The organism is Telmatospirillum siberiense (assembly GCF_002845745.1).
GTDB lineage: Bacteria > Pseudomonadota > Alphaproteobacteria > Rhodospirillales > Magnetospirillaceae > Telmatospirillum > Telmatospirillum siberiense.
On the sequence record NZ_PIUM01000014.1, the window covers coordinates 84,770 to 102,864 of the forward strand.

General features: G+C 62.0%; 18 protein-coding genes. 13 read left to right on the top strand and 5 right to left on the bottom strand.

Annotation, left to right across the window (positions count from 1 at the left end; translation table 11 throughout):
- The first annotated feature begins 1 nt into the window (after position 1).
- From CWS72_RS13380 to CWS72_RS13435, 12 genes are all read left to right on the top strand, one after another.
- Complete coding sequence (locus CWS72_RS13380; protein WP_146002740.1) at positions 2 to 652, top strand: manganese efflux pump; 651 nt, start codon at positions 2 to 4, stop codon at positions 650 to 652.
- Between the two features lie 113 nt (positions 653 to 765).
- Positions 766 to 2,103: a carbohydrate porin gene (locus CWS72_RS13385; protein WP_158240645.1), complete on the top strand. Its 1,338-nt coding sequence runs from the start codon at positions 766 to 768 to the stop codon at positions 2,101 to 2,103.
- A gap of 108 nt (positions 2,104 to 2,211) precedes the next feature.
- The gene (locus tag CWS72_RS13390; protein ID WP_101251117.1) at positions 2,212 to 2,940 is read left to right on the top strand and encodes an MIP/aquaporin family protein; all 729 of its coding nucleotides are present in this window, start codon (positions 2,212 to 2,214) and stop codon (positions 2,938 to 2,940) included.
- Between the two features lie 100 nt (positions 2,941 to 3,040).
- Entirely contained in the window at positions 3,041 to 4,189 is a 1,149-nt protein-coding gene (locus tag CWS72_RS13395; protein ID WP_101251118.1) for an iron-containing alcohol dehydrogenase, read from the top strand.
- Positions 4,190 to 4,214: 25 nt separating this feature from the next.
- Positions 4,215 to 4,529, top strand: coding sequence for a BMC domain-containing protein (locus CWS72_RS13400; RefSeq protein WP_101251119.1), 315 nt, complete (start codon positions 4,215 to 4,217; stop codon positions 4,527 to 4,529).
- Positions 4,530 to 4,615: 86 nt separating this feature from the next.
- Positions 4,616 to 4,894, top strand: coding sequence for a BMC domain-containing protein (locus tag CWS72_RS13405; RefSeq protein WP_101251120.1), 279 nt, complete (start codon positions 4,616 to 4,618; stop codon positions 4,892 to 4,894).
- 86 nt (positions 4,895 to 4,980) lie between these two features.
- Positions 4,981 to 5,673 (top strand): phosphate propanoyltransferase, encoded by a 693-nt coding sequence (gene pduL / locus CWS72_RS13410; RefSeq protein ID WP_101251121.1) that lies wholly within the window; start codon positions 4,981 to 4,983, stop codon positions 5,671 to 5,673.
- A 98-nt stretch (positions 5,674 to 5,771) separates the two neighbouring features.
- Positions 5,772 to 7,193, top strand: coding sequence for an aldehyde dehydrogenase family protein (locus CWS72_RS13415; protein ID WP_274540600.1), 1,422 nt, complete (start codon positions 5,772 to 5,774; stop codon positions 7,191 to 7,193).
- 258 nt (positions 7,194 to 7,451) lie between these two features.
- Complete coding sequence (locus tag CWS72_RS13420; RefSeq protein ID WP_101251123.1) at positions 7,452 to 8,789, top strand: 4Fe-4S dicluster domain-containing protein; 1,338 nt, start codon at positions 7,452 to 7,454, stop codon at positions 8,787 to 8,789.
- An 82-nt stretch (positions 8,790 to 8,871) separates the two neighbouring features.
- Positions 8,872 to 9,429, top strand: a complete 558-nt coding sequence (locus CWS72_RS13425; protein WP_101251161.1) for a BMC domain-containing protein — start codon at positions 8,872 to 8,874, stop codon at positions 9,427 to 9,429.
- A 304-nt stretch (positions 9,430 to 9,733) separates the two neighbouring features.
- Positions 9,734 to 10,636 carry a 2Fe-2S iron-sulfur cluster-binding protein gene (locus CWS72_RS28615; RefSeq protein ID WP_101251124.1) on the top strand — a complete coding sequence of 301 codons (903 nt, stop codon included), beginning with the start codon at positions 9,734 to 9,736 and terminating at the stop codon, positions 10,634 to 10,636.
- Positions 10,637 to 10,790: 154 nt separating this feature from the next.
- Positions 10,791 to 11,984: a winged helix-turn-helix domain-containing protein gene (locus CWS72_RS13435; RefSeq protein ID WP_101251125.1), complete on the top strand. Its 1,194-nt coding sequence runs from the start codon at positions 10,791 to 10,793 to the stop codon at positions 11,982 to 11,984.
- 66 nt (positions 11,985 to 12,050) lie between these two features.
- Here CWS72_RS13435 and CWS72_RS13440 read toward each other — a convergent pair whose 3' ends face one another.
- The 4 genes from CWS72_RS13440 to msrB all read right to left on the bottom strand — a co-directional run bounded on the left by CWS72_RS13440 (position 12,051) and on the right by msrB (position 15,051).
- The gene (locus tag CWS72_RS13440) at positions 12,051 to 12,992 is read right to left on the bottom strand and encodes an alpha/beta fold hydrolase (protein ID WP_101251126.1); all 942 of its coding nucleotides are present in this window, start codon (positions 12,990 to 12,992) and stop codon (positions 12,051 to 12,053) included.
- 66 nt (positions 12,993 to 13,058) lie between these two features.
- Complete coding sequence (locus tag CWS72_RS13445; protein WP_101251127.1) at positions 13,059 to 13,616, bottom strand: TetR/AcrR family transcriptional regulator; 558 nt, start codon at positions 13,614 to 13,616, stop codon at positions 13,059 to 13,061.
- Between the two features lie 167 nt (positions 13,617 to 13,783).
- Complete coding sequence (gene msrA, locus CWS72_RS13450; protein WP_101251128.1) at positions 13,784 to 14,551, bottom strand: peptide-methionine (S)-S-oxide reductase MsrA; 768 nt, start codon at positions 14,549 to 14,551, stop codon at positions 13,784 to 13,786.
- Positions 14,548 to 15,051 (bottom strand): peptide-methionine (R)-S-oxide reductase MsrB, encoded by a 504-nt coding sequence (msrB, locus tag CWS72_RS13455; protein ID WP_101251129.1) that lies wholly within the window; start codon positions 15,049 to 15,051, stop codon positions 14,548 to 14,550. Before msrB ends, msrA begins: the two co-directional genes overlap by 4 nt.
- Positions 15,052 to 15,240: 189 nt before the next feature.
- Between msrB and CWS72_RS13460 the strand changes: the two genes are divergently transcribed.
- A complete protein-coding gene (locus tag CWS72_RS13460; protein WP_101251130.1) occupies positions 15,241 to 15,552 on the top strand; it encodes a hypothetical protein in 312 nt (103 codons plus the stop codon).
- Here CWS72_RS13460 and CWS72_RS13465 read toward each other — a convergent pair.
- Entirely contained in the window at positions 15,524 to 17,809 is a 2,286-nt protein-coding gene (locus CWS72_RS13465; protein ID WP_158240646.1) for a penicillin acylase family protein, read from the bottom strand. The genes CWS72_RS13460 and CWS72_RS13465 overlap by 29 nt on opposite strands.
- Positions 17,810 to 18,095: the final 286 nt, after the last annotated feature.

Sequence of the window (18,095 nt, forward strand, 5' to 3'; positions counted from 1 at the left end):
AATGACCTATTTTCCAGTAATATCCTCTGTTCTTGTTTCGCTTTCTAGCAATATAGATAATATTTTTGTTGGTGTTTCGTATGGAATAAGGGGTATTAAGATACCTGTATATTCAAATATATTTATAGCAATGGTTACTGGCGCGGGGACGATGGCATCAATGATTTTTGGAAGGCGTATCGGTGAATTTGTTGGTGCGGGGTATGCCTCTATCATTTCGGGAGTGTTGTTTATATTTCTTGGTGTCGTGGCTTTTTCTCAGAAAAATGAAGTGATCTACTGTAAAAAAATTGTGGAGTGGATTTCTTCAATTAATTTTGTGAAAGAATTTCTCATTTTTAAAAAAGTTTCGAATGTTATTCGCGATCCCGTGTTGGCGGACGATGATGAGTCTGGGCACATTGATTTATTCGAATCAATCATTTTATCTGTGACGCTTGTTTTTAACAATATTGCAAATGGTGTCGCTGCTGGCATGGCTGGGCTTGATGTTTTTATCACTACTCTATTTGTTATCTTATTGAGTGTTGTTGCTATTTGGATGGGGGTTGGCGCGGGAGTTCAGTTCAGGGCGTTCTGGTTCAGTAAGAATGCAGCAAAAATATCGGGAGTTATTCTTGTCTGCATGGGTTTGTTCGAGATCTTTTCGTAACAATAAAAACATCAATAAACATGATGGAGGATACGATGGGGTTATCTCGCGGTATTATTCATTTTCCTGTAAATAAAAGGGCGATCGGAGTTCTTTCCGGGGTGCTTTTCGGGGTGGCGTCGTTTTCCGGTCCGGCTCTTGCCGCGTCCGACGATCAGGCCGATGCGGCCAAGCCCATTGTCATGGCCCAAAACAGCGATGCGTCGGCACCGGCGCGCGCGGCGGACACGCAGGGCGGTTCGTCCTGGTCGACCAGTTTCCTGACCCAGAAATACCTGCTGAACTGGGGGCCGGGGCGCGACAACCTGGAGAAGAACGGCGTCAAGTTCGATGCGTTCTACATCATGGATGCGCTGGGTGATCCGGTCCATCCGAAGGCGGCCAAGAGCAAGTTCGATACCTGGAGCCGCGTCCGCGCCACCGTCGACATCGATTTCAGCAAGTTCACCTCGCTGGACGGCCTGACCTATCACGCCACCGGCCTGTGGCAAACCGGTCAGGATATGGGCGGCAAGATCGGCAGCATCGCCAATCCGAGCGGCCTGGTCAGCATTCACACCACCCGTCTCGATTCGATGTGGCTGCAGCAGGCGATGTTCGACGGCGTGCTCACCGTGACCGCCGGGCAGATGGCATCGCAGGACTTCTTCGGCCTCCAGGAGATGGGCAACAACTTCGTGATGGAGCCCCTGGATTACGCGTTCGGCAATTTGGGCAACGTCCGCGCTTCCGCCGATCCCCTTACCGGTCCTGGGGCGAGAATCAAGGTTGCTCCGACCGACAACATCTTCATCGCCGGCGGCTATTTCATGCCGCGCAACTACGACGATGACGGCTTCGGCTACAAAAAGCAGAGTGGGGGGCTCGACCGCACGGGAACCTGGAATGTCGAGGTCGGCTACAATACCGATCCCAAGGCGCCGGCAACGCGGAAAAGCTATCCCGGTATCGTCAAGGTCGGGTTGATCTACAACTCCGGCAAATTCGTCGATTACCAGAAGCCGCTGGTCAGTGGCGCCTTGCAGACCTCGTCCGCTAACTACACTGCCTATCTGCTGGCCAATCAGGCGGTCTTCCGCCTCGCCCCGGGCAGCAATCGCGGTATCGATCTGACCTTCGGCGTCAACAGCGGCCCGGACAAGAAGAGCCAGGTTCCGACCGAGTTCACCTTCGGCGCCTCCTACAACGGTCCGGCGGCCAGCCGGCCGCTCGATATCCTGTCCGTCGGTCTCGTCTATTCGATGATCGGCGACAAGTACAACGATTATCTGAAGCGGACCAACGTCGCCACGCTTTCCGACGAGAAGGCCTTTGAAATCAACTATCTGGCTCAACTGACGCCGTGGCTCTACGTGCAGCCGGTCGCCCAGTACTACTTCAACGTCGGAGGGCTCAACAACGGAAGCGACGACGCGCTCGTCGCCGGCTTCCGCTTCAAGGTCGCTTTCTGAAACTTACCAAGGCCCTAAGGAATGCTCCGCGGGCCGCGTTTTCCATGTCACCGGATGAGGCGGCCCGACAGCGAAGCTTCCGAATATGTGTAGAGAGGGGACTGGACTATGAATGCGCAGATCTTTGGTGAATTTTTCGGAACCATGGTGCTGATCGGCCTCGGCGATTCGACGGTGGCCAACGTTCTTCTCGCCAAATCGAAAGCCGAAAACAGCGGCTGGATCGTCATTACCACAGGATGGGGAATGGCCGTGCTTTTCGGCGTCCTCACCAGCCTGGCCGTCGGCGGTGTCGCCCACCTCAATCCGGCGGTGACCCTGGCCCTGGCGATCGGCAGCGGCGACTATTCCAACGTCGTGCCCTTCATCGCCGCGCAAATGGTCGGCGCCTTCTGCGGCGCCGTCCTGGTCTGGCTGATCTTTCTGTCACACTGGGGTGAAACGGCGGATCAGGGGCTGAAACTGGCCGTCTTCTGCACCGGGCCGGCGATCCGCAACATTCCGCGCAATGCCCTGACCGAGGTGATCGGCACGATGTTCCTGATCATCGCCGGCTTCGCCATCGGATCCAAGGGCGTGGCGGCCAGCGGTCTGCCGGCGGGCTTCGGTCCCTATCTGTGGGGCATGCTGGTCTGGGCGCTCGGCCTGGCGCTTGGCGGGCCGACGGGTTATGCGATCAACCCCGCCCGAGACCTTGGGCCGCGCATCGCCCATCAACTTCTTCCTATCGCGGGCAAGGGCGATTCCGACTGGGGCTATGCCGCAGTACCGGTGGTGGCGCCGCTGATCGGCGGCGTCCTGGGCGCCATCGTCTGCAAAGCGACGGGAATTTTTTAAGCGAGGGTTGCGGCGTCCCCGCGAAGGGACGCCGCAATTCCTGGGAGAGCGTTTGACCCGTCCCAATCGAATACCGGATCAAGCCTGAAGGACAAGGATCATGACATTTCGCCTTTGCTTTCCGAAAATCAATCTGAGCGGCGCCGGCTGTCTTGCCGAGGTGCCGGCGGAACTGGTCTCGCGCGGCTACAAAAGGCCTTTGGTGGTGACCGATGCCGTCCTCGTCAAGGCCGGGCTGGTCCAACCGCTTCTTGAAGGAATGGCCGCCCGGGGGTTGCATCCGACGCTGTTCGATGGCGTCGAGCCCAATCCGACGGTCGGCATCGTCGATCAGGCCTTCGAGGCCTTCGGGGACGGCGATTGCGACGCGATCGTCGGCGTCGGTGGCGGCAGTCCGATCGATACCGCCAAGGCGGTGCGGATCCTGTCGGCCAATCCGAAACCGATCACGCTCTACAACGGGGTCGGCAAGGTCAGCCGCGAGGGCGCCTTTCTGATCGCCGTCAACACCACTGCGGGAACCGCCGCCGAAGTCACCTCGAACGCGGTGATCACCGATACCGACAACATGGTGAAGATGGTGATCATCGACGCCAACATCATTCCCGATATCTCGGTCAACGATCCGGAGATGATGCTCAAGCTGCCCGCGCCGACCACAGCGGCGACGGGCATGGACGCGCTTACCCATGCCGTCGAGGCCTATGTCTCGAAAGGCGCCCATGTCCTGACCGACCATTCGGCGCTTGAGGCGATTCGTTTGATCTCGACCTATCTGCCGCGCGCCGTCGCCGACGGCAGCGATCTCGAAGCCCGCGAAATGATGGCCTATGGACAGTTCATCGCGGGGCTGGCCTTCAACAGCGCCGGACTGGGAATGGTGCATGCGATGGCGCATCAACCGGGCGCCGTCAAAAATCTGCCGCATGGCGTCTGCAACGCCATCCTGATGCCGCTGGTGGAAAGCTTCAATCGTCCTCATGCGGTCAAGCGTTTCGCCAGGATCGCCCGGGCGATGGGGGTCGAAACCACGGGGATGAGCGACGAACAGGCTTCGGTCGCGGCGATCGACGCGATCCGCGCCCTGTCGGTGACGGTGGGAATTCCCAAGGGATTCAGCGAGCTGGGCGTGACCAGGGACGATCTGCCGCTTTTCGTCAAGAAAGCGCAGCAGGATCCGTGCGCTCCCGGCAATCCAGTGGCGATGACCGACCGGCAGGTGATGGATCTGTTTCTGGAAGCGCTCTGACGGATAACGGGGATAAGGAGAGGTCATGGGGCATCTTAGTCTTGGCTTGATCGAGACGATCGGCTTGGTCGCCGCCATCGAAGCGGCGGATGCGGCGGTCAAGTCCGCCAATGTCACGCTGGTCGGTTACGAACTGACCAAGGGCGGTGGCATGACGGTCGTCAAGATCCAGGGCGACGTGGGGGCCGTCAGTGCCGCGGTCGCCGCCGCGGCGACTGCTGCCGGCAAGGTCAATCGCGTGGTTTCGACCAAGGTCATCGCCCGGCCGGCGGCGGGGATCGAAGGCATGGTGGTCAACAAGGATACGGTCGGCGCGGTGCGCAAGACGGCCGAGTCCTAAAGGACGGCATTTCATTGATCCGGCCGTCGGCGGGATCTCAGGTGTTTCACAAGCCAGGCGGGAAAGCCTGAATGAGGAGAGCGGTAATGAGCAGTGAAGCTTTGGGAATGGTGGAGACCAAGGGACTCGTCGGCTCGATCGAGGCGGCGGATGCGATGACCAAGTCGGCGAACGTGACCTTGATCGGCTACGAAAAAATCGGCTCCGGCCTGGTCACGACGATGGTTCGCGGCGATGTCGGCGCCGTCAAGGCCGCCGTCGACGCCGGGGCCGCCGCCGCGGAAAAGGTCGGTGCGGTGGTGTCCAGTCATATCATTCCGCGTCCCCACGCGGATGTGGAAAAGATCCTGCCGCATCTGGACTAGGGATCTTTATCCGATGACGAGCGAGGACGAATCCCGGGACCTGTCGGCGGCTCCCGGGAGAGGTGTTGAGATGAAGGCGGCGACCAATGGAAGTTACGCAAGAAATAATTGAACGGATCGTTCGTGACGTTCTGGCCCAAGGATTTGGCCGGAAATCCTGTCAGGCCGGATTGCCGCCACCATCCGTTTCGCCGTCCCCGCGCGATCCTTTTCAGACGTCGGTCGGCGTTTCCAACCGTCATGTCCATCTGTCGCGGGCGGATATGGACAGCTTGTTCGGGCCGGGGTCCGAGCTGCACCGGAAGAAGGCCATGAAGCAGCCCGGACAGTTCGCCGCCGAGGAAACGGTGACGATCCGGGGGCCGAAAGGCGAATTGCGCAAGGTCCGGGTGCTGGGGCCGTTGCGTCGCGACACGCAGGTCGAGGTCTCGGTGGCCGACGGTTACACCCTGGGCATCGCGCCGCCGTTGCGGATGTCCGGACAACTCGACGGGTCGCCGGGCATCGAGATCGTCGGGCCGCATGGCAGCGTGCAGCGGGGCTATGGGACGATCGTCGCCCTGCGCCACATCCATATGCTGCCGGAAACCGCCGCGCAACTCGGCCTCAGGAATGGCGAGGCGGTCGACGTCGAGATCGGTGGCGCCCGTGGCGGCGTCATGGGTGGCGTGGTGGTCCGGGTGGCGGATGCGTCCGCTTACGAGATGCATGTCGATGTGGAGGAGGCCAACGCGTTCGGTCTGAAGAACGACGACCTGGTCCGCATCCGCAAACGCTGAGTTGGAAATCCGAGGGCGCGCGAAGGTCTCGGAAGGCTTTCGCGGCCGGCATGGCAAGAGTTCAAGGGGCCTCGAAACCCCGAGGGAGGATAAACGTGATGGATGACGGATTGATCGCCGAGGTGGTGGCCCAGGTGCTGAAGGATTTCGCCAGCGGCGCGGGCGTGCCCGCGGCCTGCTCGACCGGGGCGGCGCCGGCCGCGGGCGAGGGGATCTTCGATAACATGGACGACGCCGTCGAGGCGGCCGTTGTCGCGCAACGGGACTATCTGCTGTGCACGATGGCCGATCGCCGGCGTTTCGTCGAAGGCATCCGCGAGGTGATCCTGCAGCAGGACAATCTGGAGCGGATTTCCCGGCTGTCGGTCGACGAGACCGGTATGGGCTTTTATGAACACAAGCTGATCAAGAACCGCCTTGCCGCCGAGAAAACGCCCGGGACCGAGGATCTGGTCACCGAGGCGCTGAGTGGCGACGCCGGGTTGACGCTGGTCGAATTTTCCCCCTTCGGGGTCATTGGCGCCATCACGCCGACGACCAATCCGACGGAAACCATCATCTGCAATTCCATCGGCATGCTGGCCGCCGGCAACAGCGTGGTGTTCAGTCCCCATCCCCGCGCCACCGAGGTGTCGCTGCTGACCGTGCGGCTGATCAACCGCAAGCTGGCTTGCCTGGGGGCTCCGGCAAATCTGGTGGTCACGGTGAGCAAGCCTTCGATCGACAACACCAATGTCCTGATGGCGCATCCGAAGATCCGCATGCTGGTCGCCACCGGTGGTCCCGCCATCGTCAAGGCGGTGATGTCGACCGGCAAGAAGGCCATCGGCGCCGGCGCCGGCAATCCGCCGGTCGTCGTCGACGAGACGGCGGATATCGGAAAGGCCGCCTGCGACATCGTCAACGGTTGCAGTTTCGACAACAATCTTCCCTGCATCGCCGAAAAGGAGATCGTCGCGGTGGCGGGGATCGCCGATCGGCTGATTGCCGAGATGAAGAAGAACGGCGCCTATGAACTGACCGATCAGGCGGTGATTCGCAAACTGGAAAAGCTGGTTCTCACCGACAAGGGCGGACCGCAGACGTCGTGCGTCGGCAAAAGCGCCAAATGGCTGTTGGGCCAGATCGGCATCACCGCCCCCGATTGCGCCAAGGTGATCCTGATGGAACTGCCGAAGGAACATCCCTTCGTGCAGGAGGAACTGATGATGCCGATCCTGCCGCTGGTCAGGGTGGCCGACGTCGACGAGGCGATCGCCGTGGCCATCGAGGTCGAACACGGCAACCGTCACACGGCGATCATGCATTCGACCAATGTCTGCAAACTGACCAAGATGGCCAAGCTGATCCAGACGACGATCTTCGTCAAAAACGGACCGTCCTATGCCGGCATCGGCGCCGGCGGGGAAGGCTATGCCACCTTCACCATCGCCGGTCCCACCGGCGAGGGGCTGACTTCGGCCAGGACGTTCGCCCGCCGAAGAAAATGCGTGATGGTCGAAGCGCTCGATGTCCGCTGACCGGAAATGACGGTTGCGGGCGGATAAGAAAAATCACCCCCCTTCACTCAAGGGGCCACGGCATTCACGCATCTTTGTTTTTCGGTGGAGAAAAGTGTGTCATTCGCGAGCCAAAGACGAAGCAATCCTTCAGTGGCACCGGCGTCCCTGCCGGTGATCCGCCGACAGGCGGACCTTTTCCGGCTCCTGCCGGAACACCGGCAGGGACGCCGGTGCCACTGTTTCATCTAGAGGGGACGGGGACAGCGAGGCCAAGTCATGGATAAACAGGCGTTTCTGGCGGCGGTTAAGGCCGCCGGCATCGTTGGCGAGGGGGGCGCGGGGTTTCCCGCCCATGTCAAATATGCCGCCGAGGCCGAAACGGTCATTGCCAACGGTTGCGAGTGCGAGCCGTTGCTGCACACCGATCAGCACCATATGCTGCATCACGCCGAGCGGATCGTGCGGGCCCTGGACTGGCTGAAGGAGGCGGCCGGGGCCAAACGGGGCGTCATCGCCCTGAAGCGGAAATATGTCGAGGCGACCGGGATCCTGACGGCGGCCATCGGCTCGCGCCCTCTGGAAGTGGCCCTGCTGGACAATTTCTATCCGGCCGGCGACGAGCAGGTTCTGGTGCGCGAGGTGACGGGACGCTCGGTCCCGCCCTTGGGATTGCCGCTGCAGGTGGGGGCCGTCGTCGCCAATGTCGGAACCCTGGTTTCCGTCTCCCATGCGATGGATGGTCAGCCGCTGATGGACAAGATCCTGACCGTGACCGGCGAGGTGGGCAATCCCGGTATCGTCCGCGCGCCGATCGGCACGCCGCTTGCCGCCTGTCTGGCGGCGGCGGGAGGGGCGCGGATCGCCGATCCGATTTATGTGATCGGCGGACCGATGATGGGCCGCGTGGTCGATGATGCGGCGGCTTTCGAGCGGGAAGTCGTCACCAAGACCTCGGGCGGATTGATCGTCCTGCCGCGCGGCCATTATCTGCATGTCAACGCGACGCAATCGTCCGATCATTTGCGCATTCGCGCCGCCGCCGCCTGCATCCAATGCCGGATGTGCAGTGATCTCTGTCCCCGCCAGTTGCTCGGTCATCCGTTCGACACCCATCGGGTCATGCGGGCGTTCGGCACCGGCGCCGAATTGTCGTCCGAGACCGGTAAACTCGCCCTGATGTGCTGCGATTGCGGCGTCTGCGAACATTATTCCTGTCCGATGGGACTTTCGCCCCGGCGGATCAATCAGGCGGTCAAGACCGCGCTCAGGGCCAAAAAGATCTCCTATGACGGCAGTCGCGAGATCGACGAGGCGCGGACCGATTGGCGGACCTACCGGCGGGTTCCGGTGCCGCGTCTGGCGTCGAGGATCGGGATCGCCTCCTATGTCGATCTGGCCATGGCCGATCTGGGAGAAATCACCCCGTCCGAGGTCCGCATTCCGCTGCGCCAACATATCGGGGCGCCGGCCAAACCGGTGGTCGGCCCCGGCGAGACCGTTCATCGCGGCGATCTGCTGGGCGAAATTCCCCCCGATGCGCTCGGTGCCCGCGTGCACGCGACCATCGACGGTACGGTCAGGAGCGTCGGCGAGGCGGTCATCATCGCCCGATGATCGGGCTGCCGGTGTTCGCCGATTGAAGATGGACGATCGGGCGGCGTCATCGCCGTCCTGCCAGAGTTAAGGAGTGGTTCCCGTGATTAAATCCCATGCAGCGGTCGGAATGGTGGAATACAGCAGCATTGCCGCCGGCATCGACGGATCGGACCAGATGATGAAAGCCGCGCGGGTCGATCCGCTGTTCTTCAAGACCATCTGCCCGGGCAAGTTCGTCGCCGCCGTTACCGGGGATGTCGCCGCCGTCGTCTCGTCGATCACCGCCGGTCGCAATGCACATCCGGATACCCTGGTGGATTGGTTCGTCATTTCCAACATTCATCAGGACGTGGTGCGCGCCCTGACCGGCACCTGCGAGGCCGTCAAGCGCCGGTCGCTGGGCATCCTGGAGACATTCTCCGCCGTTTCGATCGTCGCCGCCGCCGATGCCGCGGTGAAGGCCGCCAATGTCCAACTGATGGATATCAGGATCGCCCTCGGGCTGGGCGGCAAGGGCTATGCCCTGCTGACCGGCGATGTCGCCGCCTGCGAAGCGGCGGTGGCCGCCGGCGGGCAGATCGCCGCCGAACAGGGACTGCTGGTCCGCAAGATCGTCATCGCCAGCCCGTCGGAGAGCGTTTTTTCCAGGATCGCCTGACGCAAGGTGGGCGTTATGGCCGGAAGGCGACAGTCTGTCTGAAAGACTTCATTCCCGCAGGCGAAATGGGATCGATGCGGGGGCGTTGGCGGCCGTTTCGGCTGTTTTCCGCTTCTGGCATGGACCTTGCTGAATGGGGGAATGGGCAAATTGATTGTTTGCTCTGCCGTTACCGGTGGTCGGACCTAGGGGGAGATTTAGACTTTTGACGGTGCCGTTTGTGTGATTCCGTCAAAAATCATCCGGTTCCAGGCCCGATTTTCCGTTGGCGGCTCGATCAATCTCTCAATGACCGGAGTGAACAATGGCCAATGTGACCTTTTCTTCACCCGTAATGGCAAAGGATGTCACCGTCTATGCCGTTGCAGGTGATCGCGGGACAATTCTCGCGCTCGCCAAAGAACACAAGATTCCCATTCCTTTCGATTGTCAGGACGGCGAATGCGGGTCGTGCCTGGTGGAGGTCATCCATCTATCCCCCATGACCAAATACGCCGTCGCCCTGACTGAAAAAGAAAAGGAATCCCTGCGGCAGTTGGGCAAGATCACCCCTGAGGAAATTCGTAACGCCGAGGTCAATGACATGCCGCCGCGTCATCGGCTGGCGTGCCAATGCTTCGTGCGCAATGAAGATATCATGGTCACTTTCGAGGGCGATCGGACCTTGCCCGCACAGGGGCCGCATCTGACCCCCGCCGCCAAGACGTTCAAGGGCCGTCTCAAGATGGAAAGCGTGGAGCAATTCCTCGCCTTTGCCCTCAGCGTCGAGGAGGAGGCGGCCAATCATTTCGCGGAACTGGGGTCGGCGATGGAGAAACACGGCAATCTCGATGTCGCCAAGTTGTTCCGGCAACTTTCCGGTTATTCCCGTTTGCATTACGAAGAGGTCAAGAAACGCATCGGAACGCGCGACGTCACCCATCTCATGCCGTCCGACCTTGTTTGGCCCGATCATGTCACTCCCGAACGCACCGAACTGTGGGCGGGCGATCCGTCCCTCACTCATCTGGACGCGCTGAAGGCGGCGCTTCAGGGCGAACGGCGCGGCTATGAATTTTATTATACCGTGGCCGGTACCGCTTCCGACCCGGAGGTGGCCGCCATGGCGAAGCTGTTCGTCAGGGAAGAGGCGGAACATGTGAAGATTCTCGAAGCGTGGATCGCCCGTGAGGAATGGCTGCTGAAGACACATGACGAGCTGAACTGACCGCGGGGGCTTGAGCGTAAGGCGCGACGGAGGTGGCTGAAAGGGGGATGGGGTCATCCTCGCCACCGACGTCGCGCCTTCGCAACGTGCCATCCGCGTGGCGCGGCACCGATGGACGGAGTAGGTTCGGGAGGGGGGGATAAAACGGAATGCGATGACGGTGCCAACCTCTTATCCGATCGTTCCCGCAAAGGCCCGGAGCATATGGCTGCGGGCCCAGCGGCTGGATGTTTTCGCGCCGTTCGGGGACGGGCCGGAGGCCGTGTCGCGGGCTGTCGAACATCTTGGCTATGTGCAGATCGACACCATCAACGTGATCGAACGCAGCCATCATCATATCCTCTATACGCGCGTTCCCGGCTATGTGCGGGGCGATCTGCAACGCGCCCAGTCCGTCGACAGGTCGGTCTTTGAATATTGGACCCACGCCCTGGCCTATGTGCCGACGCCGGATTACCGGTTTTTCGTGCCGGCCATGGATCGTTTCCGGGCCAATCCCCTGGCATGGTTCGCCGGGGTCGACGCCGGGGCCTACGCCGCGTTGCTGCGGCGCATCCGCGAGGAGGGGGCGCTGTCCATCCGCGACATCGACGATGACGTGCTGGTCGAGAAGACCCATCCCTGGGAAAGCCGCAAGCCGTCGAAGAAGGCGTTGCGGAAGGGGTTTTTCGTCGGCGATCTGGCGATCAGCGGGCGATCGGGCATGCTGAAGACCTATGAGCTGTCGGCCCGCCATTTCGGCTGGCGTCGCCGTCCACGGCCGGCGACCGACGCCCAATGCGCCGACTATCTGCTGCGCCGGGCGATCCGGTCGCAAGGCATCGTCAGCCTGGAGTCGATCTGCTACGGCAATAGCAGGGCGAAGGCCCAGGTCATGGCGTCGATCGAGGCGGCGGTCCGCCGCCGGCGGCTGATACCGGTCCATCTCGCCGGGCGGGAGAGAGCCGCGCATTGGGCCGAACCCGCCCTGCTGGAGGAGGGGGGCTTCGAGACGCCGCCGCTCGTCCATATCCTGTCGCCCTTCGATCCCCTGGTCATTCAGCGTAAACGCCTGGAGCTGTTCTTCAATTACCAGCACCGTTTTGAAGCCTATGTTCCGGCCGCCAGGCGCCTGTTCGGTTATTTCGCGCTGCCGGTCCTGGCCGGCGACGAGATCGTCGCCGTCGTCGATCTCAAGATGGATCGCCGGGCGGGACGGCTGTTGATACAAAAATGGACCTGGACCGGAGAGGATCGCGCCGGATTGCGGCCGGCGATCGACGAGGCGCTGGACCGCTTCGAGCGGTTCCAGGCCTCAGGCGCCCGCGACACGGAGGATGTCATCCCGGCGCCCGGCGGGCGGCAATGACGGTTTTGGGTTGTGCTCACCAATCAAATAGAGGCGACGCACGATCCGTGCCGGACAGCCGTGGTATCAGACGAAGAATGCCGTCAATTCTCCGGCCACCGCCGCGGGTTGTTCTTCCGGCAGGAAATGTCCGCATGATTTGATCGTGGCGCCGCGCACCTCTTCGGCGAAGCGTTGCAGCGGTGTTGCCATGTCCGGAATGGATCCCTGATCGGATCCCAGGGCCAATACGGGAACCTTCAGCTTTCCCCTGGCGCGGAGGTCGCGGTTTTGCCGGGCCGACAGGGCGGCGGCGCGATAATAGGCGAGTCCGGCGCGCAGGCCGCCGTCCTTCTTGAAGACGCGCAGATATTCATCGAGGTCGGTCTCCGAGAATGTCCCCGGATCGGCGGCCTTCCGGCGAAGGAACCAGTCCAGATAGTCGCGTTCCCGTCCCGCGATCAACATTTCCGGAAGGTCGGGGATCGAATGGAAGGCGAAGTGCCAGGTCCGCCAGGCGCGATCCGGCGCGGACGGCAGGGCGTCCGGCAGGGTGATGCCCGGAATGCCCGCATCCAGCAGGGCCAGGCGGCGGACCGCCCCCTCGAACAGCACCGCCTGGGGATAGGCGACCCAGGCTCCCACATCGTGGGCGGCCAGGAAGTAGCGTTCGATGCCGAGACGGCCGAGCAGGCCATGCACCAGGACGGCGAGGGTTCGGGTGTCATATCCGTCGGCGGGACGATCGGAATCGCCCTGTCCGGGCAAATCGGGGGCGATGACACGGTAGGTCGGGGCGAGCAGGGGAAGGACCTTGCGCCAGGCGAACCAGCTTTCCGGAAAGCCGGCAAGCAGAACCACCACCTCGCCATCGGCCTTTCCACCGGTGACGTAATGCAGCCTTACGCCGTCGACGGTTTCGAAGCGATGCTCGAAGCCGGATAGACACGGGTCGGGCCGGGAGGCCGGCGAAGCTTCGATCGATCTGATGACGGCCTGGGCCGACGGTTCCCTTTGTTCTTGCGTCATGGGGCGTTCCTTGATCGAGAGGCAGACGATAGTTAGGAAGCAATTGTTTCCTAATTAGGCAAAAAATCAGGTCAGCAGCCGCAGCGCCTGCTCTGCGGCGGCCATCATCTCGGCCTGGGTCCGTCCGGTCTTGCCGACGATCCTGAAACCCTGCAGCAGGCATAGCAGCGCGCGGGCGGTGGCGTCGGCGTCGAGCGACCGGGAAAGGGTGCCGTCGGATTGCCCGAGATTGAGGAGCTCTCGCAGCAATGCCTCGGCGCGGTCGAGGGCGGTCGTCACCCGGTCGGCCATTTCCCTGTCGAAGGTGGCGAGTTCGGCTGCCGCACCGGCGACCAGACAGCCCCGCCGGCCTTCGTCGCCATGCGAGGAATCTCCATAGAAAACCAGCATGGCACGCAGCTTTTCATGGCCCGTCCGTTCCGCATCGAGCAGTTTCCGCAGCCTGGTGGTACGCAGATCCGTGTAGCGGTCGAAGGCGGCCATGAAAATCGCCCGCTTGTCCGGGAATGCCTTGTAGATGCTGCCCGCCGTCAGCTTCATCGCCGTTCCCAGTTCGCCCAGCGACGCGCCATGGAAGCCGCGCTCGCGGAACACCAGCAGCGCCTGGTCGAGAGCGGTGTCCATGTCGAATTCCCGTGGCCGGCCCGGGGCACGCGGTGAGGCTGTTTGCGAGGATGTCTTCATGGATGGGATAATAGGAAGCAATCGTTTCCTAATCAATCCCCTTGATGCCGATTTGAATGTGCGATACCGGCCGGCGCCGATTTTCGCGCCGGCCGGTATCGTTCTCCTCAATGCGCCGGGGCGGCGGCCGCTGCTTCCACCAGAACCGGTTGCTCCCGGTAACGGTCCGGAAACAGGCGTTTCAACTGCGCGATCTTGGGCAGGTCGTTGACCACGATGTAAGGATGGTCGGGGTGGCGAGTGAGGAAATCCTGGTGATAGTCCTCGGCCGGATAGAAGCCGGCGCCGGGTTCGATCCGCGTGGCGATGGGGGCCGGGAAGGCGTGGGCGGCGTCCAGTTGCGCGATATAGCCTTGCGCGACGCGGGCTTGCGTCTCCGTCGCCGGGAAGATCGCCGAGCGGTATTGCGGGCCGCTGTCCGGCCCCTGGCGGTTCACCTCCGTCGGGTCGTGCGCCACCGAGAAGAAGATCCGCAGCAAGGTGCCATAGGTGACTCGCGCCGGATCGAAGGTGATTTCCACCGATTCGGCATGGTCGCTGCGCCCGCCGCCGACCGTCTGGTAATGCGCCGTCTCCGCCCTGCCGCCGGCATAGCCGGAAATGACCCGCCGCACGCCTTCGACATGTTCGAAGACGCCCTGGACGCCCCAGAAGCAGCCGCCGGCCAGGACGGCCTTTTCCAGCCGGGGCGAACCGGCAATTGTCGGCACCACCATCGCCATCGGGGTTTCGTCCTGGGCGGGAGGAGCGACGGCCGCGTCCGGGGACCCGAAGGCATGGGCGGCCGGCGCCCACAGCGGCAGAGCGGCGATAATGCCGCCGATCAGCAGATGCCGCAGAAACTGTCGGCGCGGGGCGGGGGTATCGACCGTCATGACGCGTGCTCCCTCATCGTGAAATTCAAAGCCAGGCCGTTCATGCAATAGCGCAGTCCGGTCGGGCGCGGGCCGTCGTCGAAGACATGTCCCAGATGACCGCCGCAGCGCCGGCAATGCACCTCGGTCCGCGCCATGCCGAAGCTGCTGTCGGTCCGTTCCGTCACCGCCTTTTCGAGCGGTGTCCAGAAGCTGGGCCAACCAGTGCGGCTGTCGAATTTGGCGCGCGAGGAAAACAACGGCAGGTCACAGCCGGCACAGGAAAAAACACCCTCGCGATGCTCGTCGTTCAGCGGACTGCTGAACGGGCGTTCGGTGCCCTCGCGGCGCAGAACGTCATATTGCGCCGCGCTCAGCCTGGTCCGCCATTGACCGTCGGTCAGGGTGACCTCGAAGGTCTCGGCCGCCGCCGCCGGCGAGCCCCGCCGGAACAGCAGGCCGCCGGCCAGCACGGTCATGGCCGTGGTGCCGGTCAACAGGAAACGTCGTCTGGTCGCCATCGCATCCTCGCGAAAAGGGATCGAAGTGGATGGCTTAAACATGGTGGCTCGCAGGTGCCGAAGTCCTCACGCAAAGTTAAATTAAACGTGACAAATGGGGGCGATGCCGTTCGATCATCCTTGGCAATCGGAGTGAACTTCTGCATTCCTATCGTCGATGATCTCAGGCCGCAGGGAGAGGTTCGCGCAATGCTTTTGCTGGAGGCGTCGACGCAACGGGAGTTTCATGCGGGGGTCAGCGACGCCGCCGATGCCATCGGAAAGGCGGGTGGGTGGGTCATATCGCACCAGTTTTATTCGAAAACTCTCGCGGTCATTGCCTGTCAGATCCCCGCCGAGGCTCTTTCATCCTTCGCGGAAGCGCTGGAGGTCGTCGGAATCAAGCTGCATCGATCGGTCCCGGAAACGACGGGACCGATCGATGACATTGCGGTTCAATTGTCGATAACCTTTGTCCAGGACGGTCCCGATTTCAGGCGGGAGGTTCCGGCGTTTGGGTGATCGGCGCGGAGGCGGGTTGCAGAACGGTCTTGTGCCGGAACCGTGTTCGCGCGGTTTCCGGCCGCAAGGGGACGGTTATGTAGCCGCCCCGGCGCCAGAGCTCCACCTGATCGGCGAAATTGGCGCTGCCGAGCCAGCCGTCCTGCCCTCCGAGCAGCACGAACTGATTGGCGTCGAGATCCGCGAGGTCGGAAATATGGCGCGCGCAGGATCCAAAACTGACCGTGTGGCGGCCGCTTGAAACGGAGTGCCCGGTTTTGTGAACGGTGTTGTTGCCGCCATCCGCCGGAAAATCGGCAAGCCGATAGCGTCGTCCGAGCAACGGGAGACGACCCAGAAAATGCTGCAACCGGATCCGGTGGACGCCGCCCCAACTGCCCAGGCGCGACAATCGGCGCGAGGCGGGCGCGAGGGCCTGTTCGATCGCGTGGGCCAGGATTTCCGGGTTCGTTTCGAGCAGATCCTCGGTGAGCAGGGATTGCGCCATCCAGACCGTCTGGTAGGGCTTGATCCGACTGCTTCCGCCAAGCGCCGCTACCGTTTCCGCCAGCAGGATCTCGAAGGCGAGGCTGCCGGACTGCCGATGGTCGTAGGATCCGTCCCATTGCCGGAGTGTTTCGATCAGCCGATGCTGCCCGGCTGATCGTTTGCGATGGGGCAGACGGTGCAACAGCAGGTCGCGGAGAGGCAGGACGCCAGGCGCCAGGACGTCCTGTTGCAGGCGTTTCAAGTCATCGGTGGCAAGTTTTCCCGCTCCGCCGAGCAGGACGGCGAGCCGCTGGGCGCGATCGTTGGGTGCGAAGAAGAAGCCCAAGGGAAAATCGCTGCGGGGAGGGCGCTCGTTGGCGGAGGCGACGAAGCCGTCCGGCGGGTCGATTCGGGTCGGCAGATCCCGTCCGGCGACGATGTCGTCCCAGTTTTTCACTGCTTCCGGTGACAAGACGAGGTCGGTCGGATATTCCGCCGGCCGCCTGGGGAGATGGGCCGCCATGCAATGAGCGATTCGTCCCTCGCTTCCCGCAAAGACCATGTTCAATCCCGACACGGCGAAACCGCCGAGCGCGGATCGGAACATCTCCCAGTTCTCGGCTTTGGCGACGGCCAGCATGGCGCCGATTTCGTCGCTGGGCCGATGGCCGATCCAGCGGAGTGCCGTCGGGTAAGGGTTTTTCAGCAGGGCGCCATCCGATACGACCGGCCCCAGCGGGCTTTCCCGGAGCTTGAGCGCGCGCCGGCCGGCTCCGCGCACGCGGATGATTTCGGTGCGTTCGGCAAAGTCGTCAGGCGGAAGCCGGGAAATGTCGAACAGATCGCTGCCTTGCGCGTGCAGGCTCGTTCCTCCCCAGGCAATCGTCCGGTTGCGACCGAGGGCGATGAAGGGCAGGCCCGGCATCATCAGGCCGGCGGCATGAATGGACGGAGACTTGACGGCGGCGATGAGCCAGGGATTCGGCAGGCCGAGCGGCAGATGCGGATCACTGGCGATCATCGGCGCACCGGTGATGCTGCGGTTGGCCGCAACGGCGGACGAGTTGCTGCCGCTTCGCGTGGATGCCGCCAGGGCCTGTTCGGCAATATCGCCAGTCGTCGCGGCGAAGGTGCAAGGTGAGCCGCCGGTGAGCAGGCGCGGCCACAGTTGCCTCCATTCCCGTGGAGCCATGCGTGCCCGGGTCCGCAACAGCCGGACCCAGACGAGCCAACTGATATCGGCCGAACTGAGCCGTGTCAGGGTGAACAGGTCGGTCAGCGTCCAGGGTTCGGGTTTCAGCCCCAGAAGCGAGAATTCATGCGGCAGGGCGGGGGCATGGGCGAGATGGTGATTGAGCCCCCGGACAAAGCCGTCGGCCCAGCGCCGGGTCGTCTCGGGCAGACCGGCGATGATCTCGGGCACCGCCCGGCCGAAATCCATAAGACGCAGCGAACGGTCGATCTCGATGCCGAGGGGGCCGATCATTTCGGCGACGCGTCCGAATGCGAGACGCCGCATGACCTCGATCTGGCCGAGCCTGAGATGGGCGTGGACCACGCCCAGCGCAACGGCGAGATCATCGTCGGAATCAGCCTCGATGAAGGGGATCTGATGATCGTCCCAATGAATGGTAACCGGAGCGGCCACCGGCAGTCCTATTCTCGGTAAGGTTGCAAGTCGCTGCTCCGTCGTCATGGGGTGCGGCGACCGGAAAAGCCCCCTGGCGATGATGCCGGTGGCGATGGCGAGACCGTAAGCCGTGTCGGCAAAGGTCTTTATCGTGCTCAAATTCATCATGTCTCCATTTGATAATTGATTGATAGCATCGTCGATATCATTCCCAATGGTCATATATCATGCTTATATACTAACTAATGACTGTAGGTCTTTTGTCTATTGCATCCATTACTCTCAATCCAAAAGTTGGTTTGAGATCCTATCGTCAATGAATAGTTGAAAACGATTTCATTGAATCTAAAGCAAAATCCGTAAGTTGACGGAAGCGCAAAAAATAAGCATAAAATTTTATCAAAAATAGATATCCATAATTAATGTCTTTGCCTATTTGTTGCAC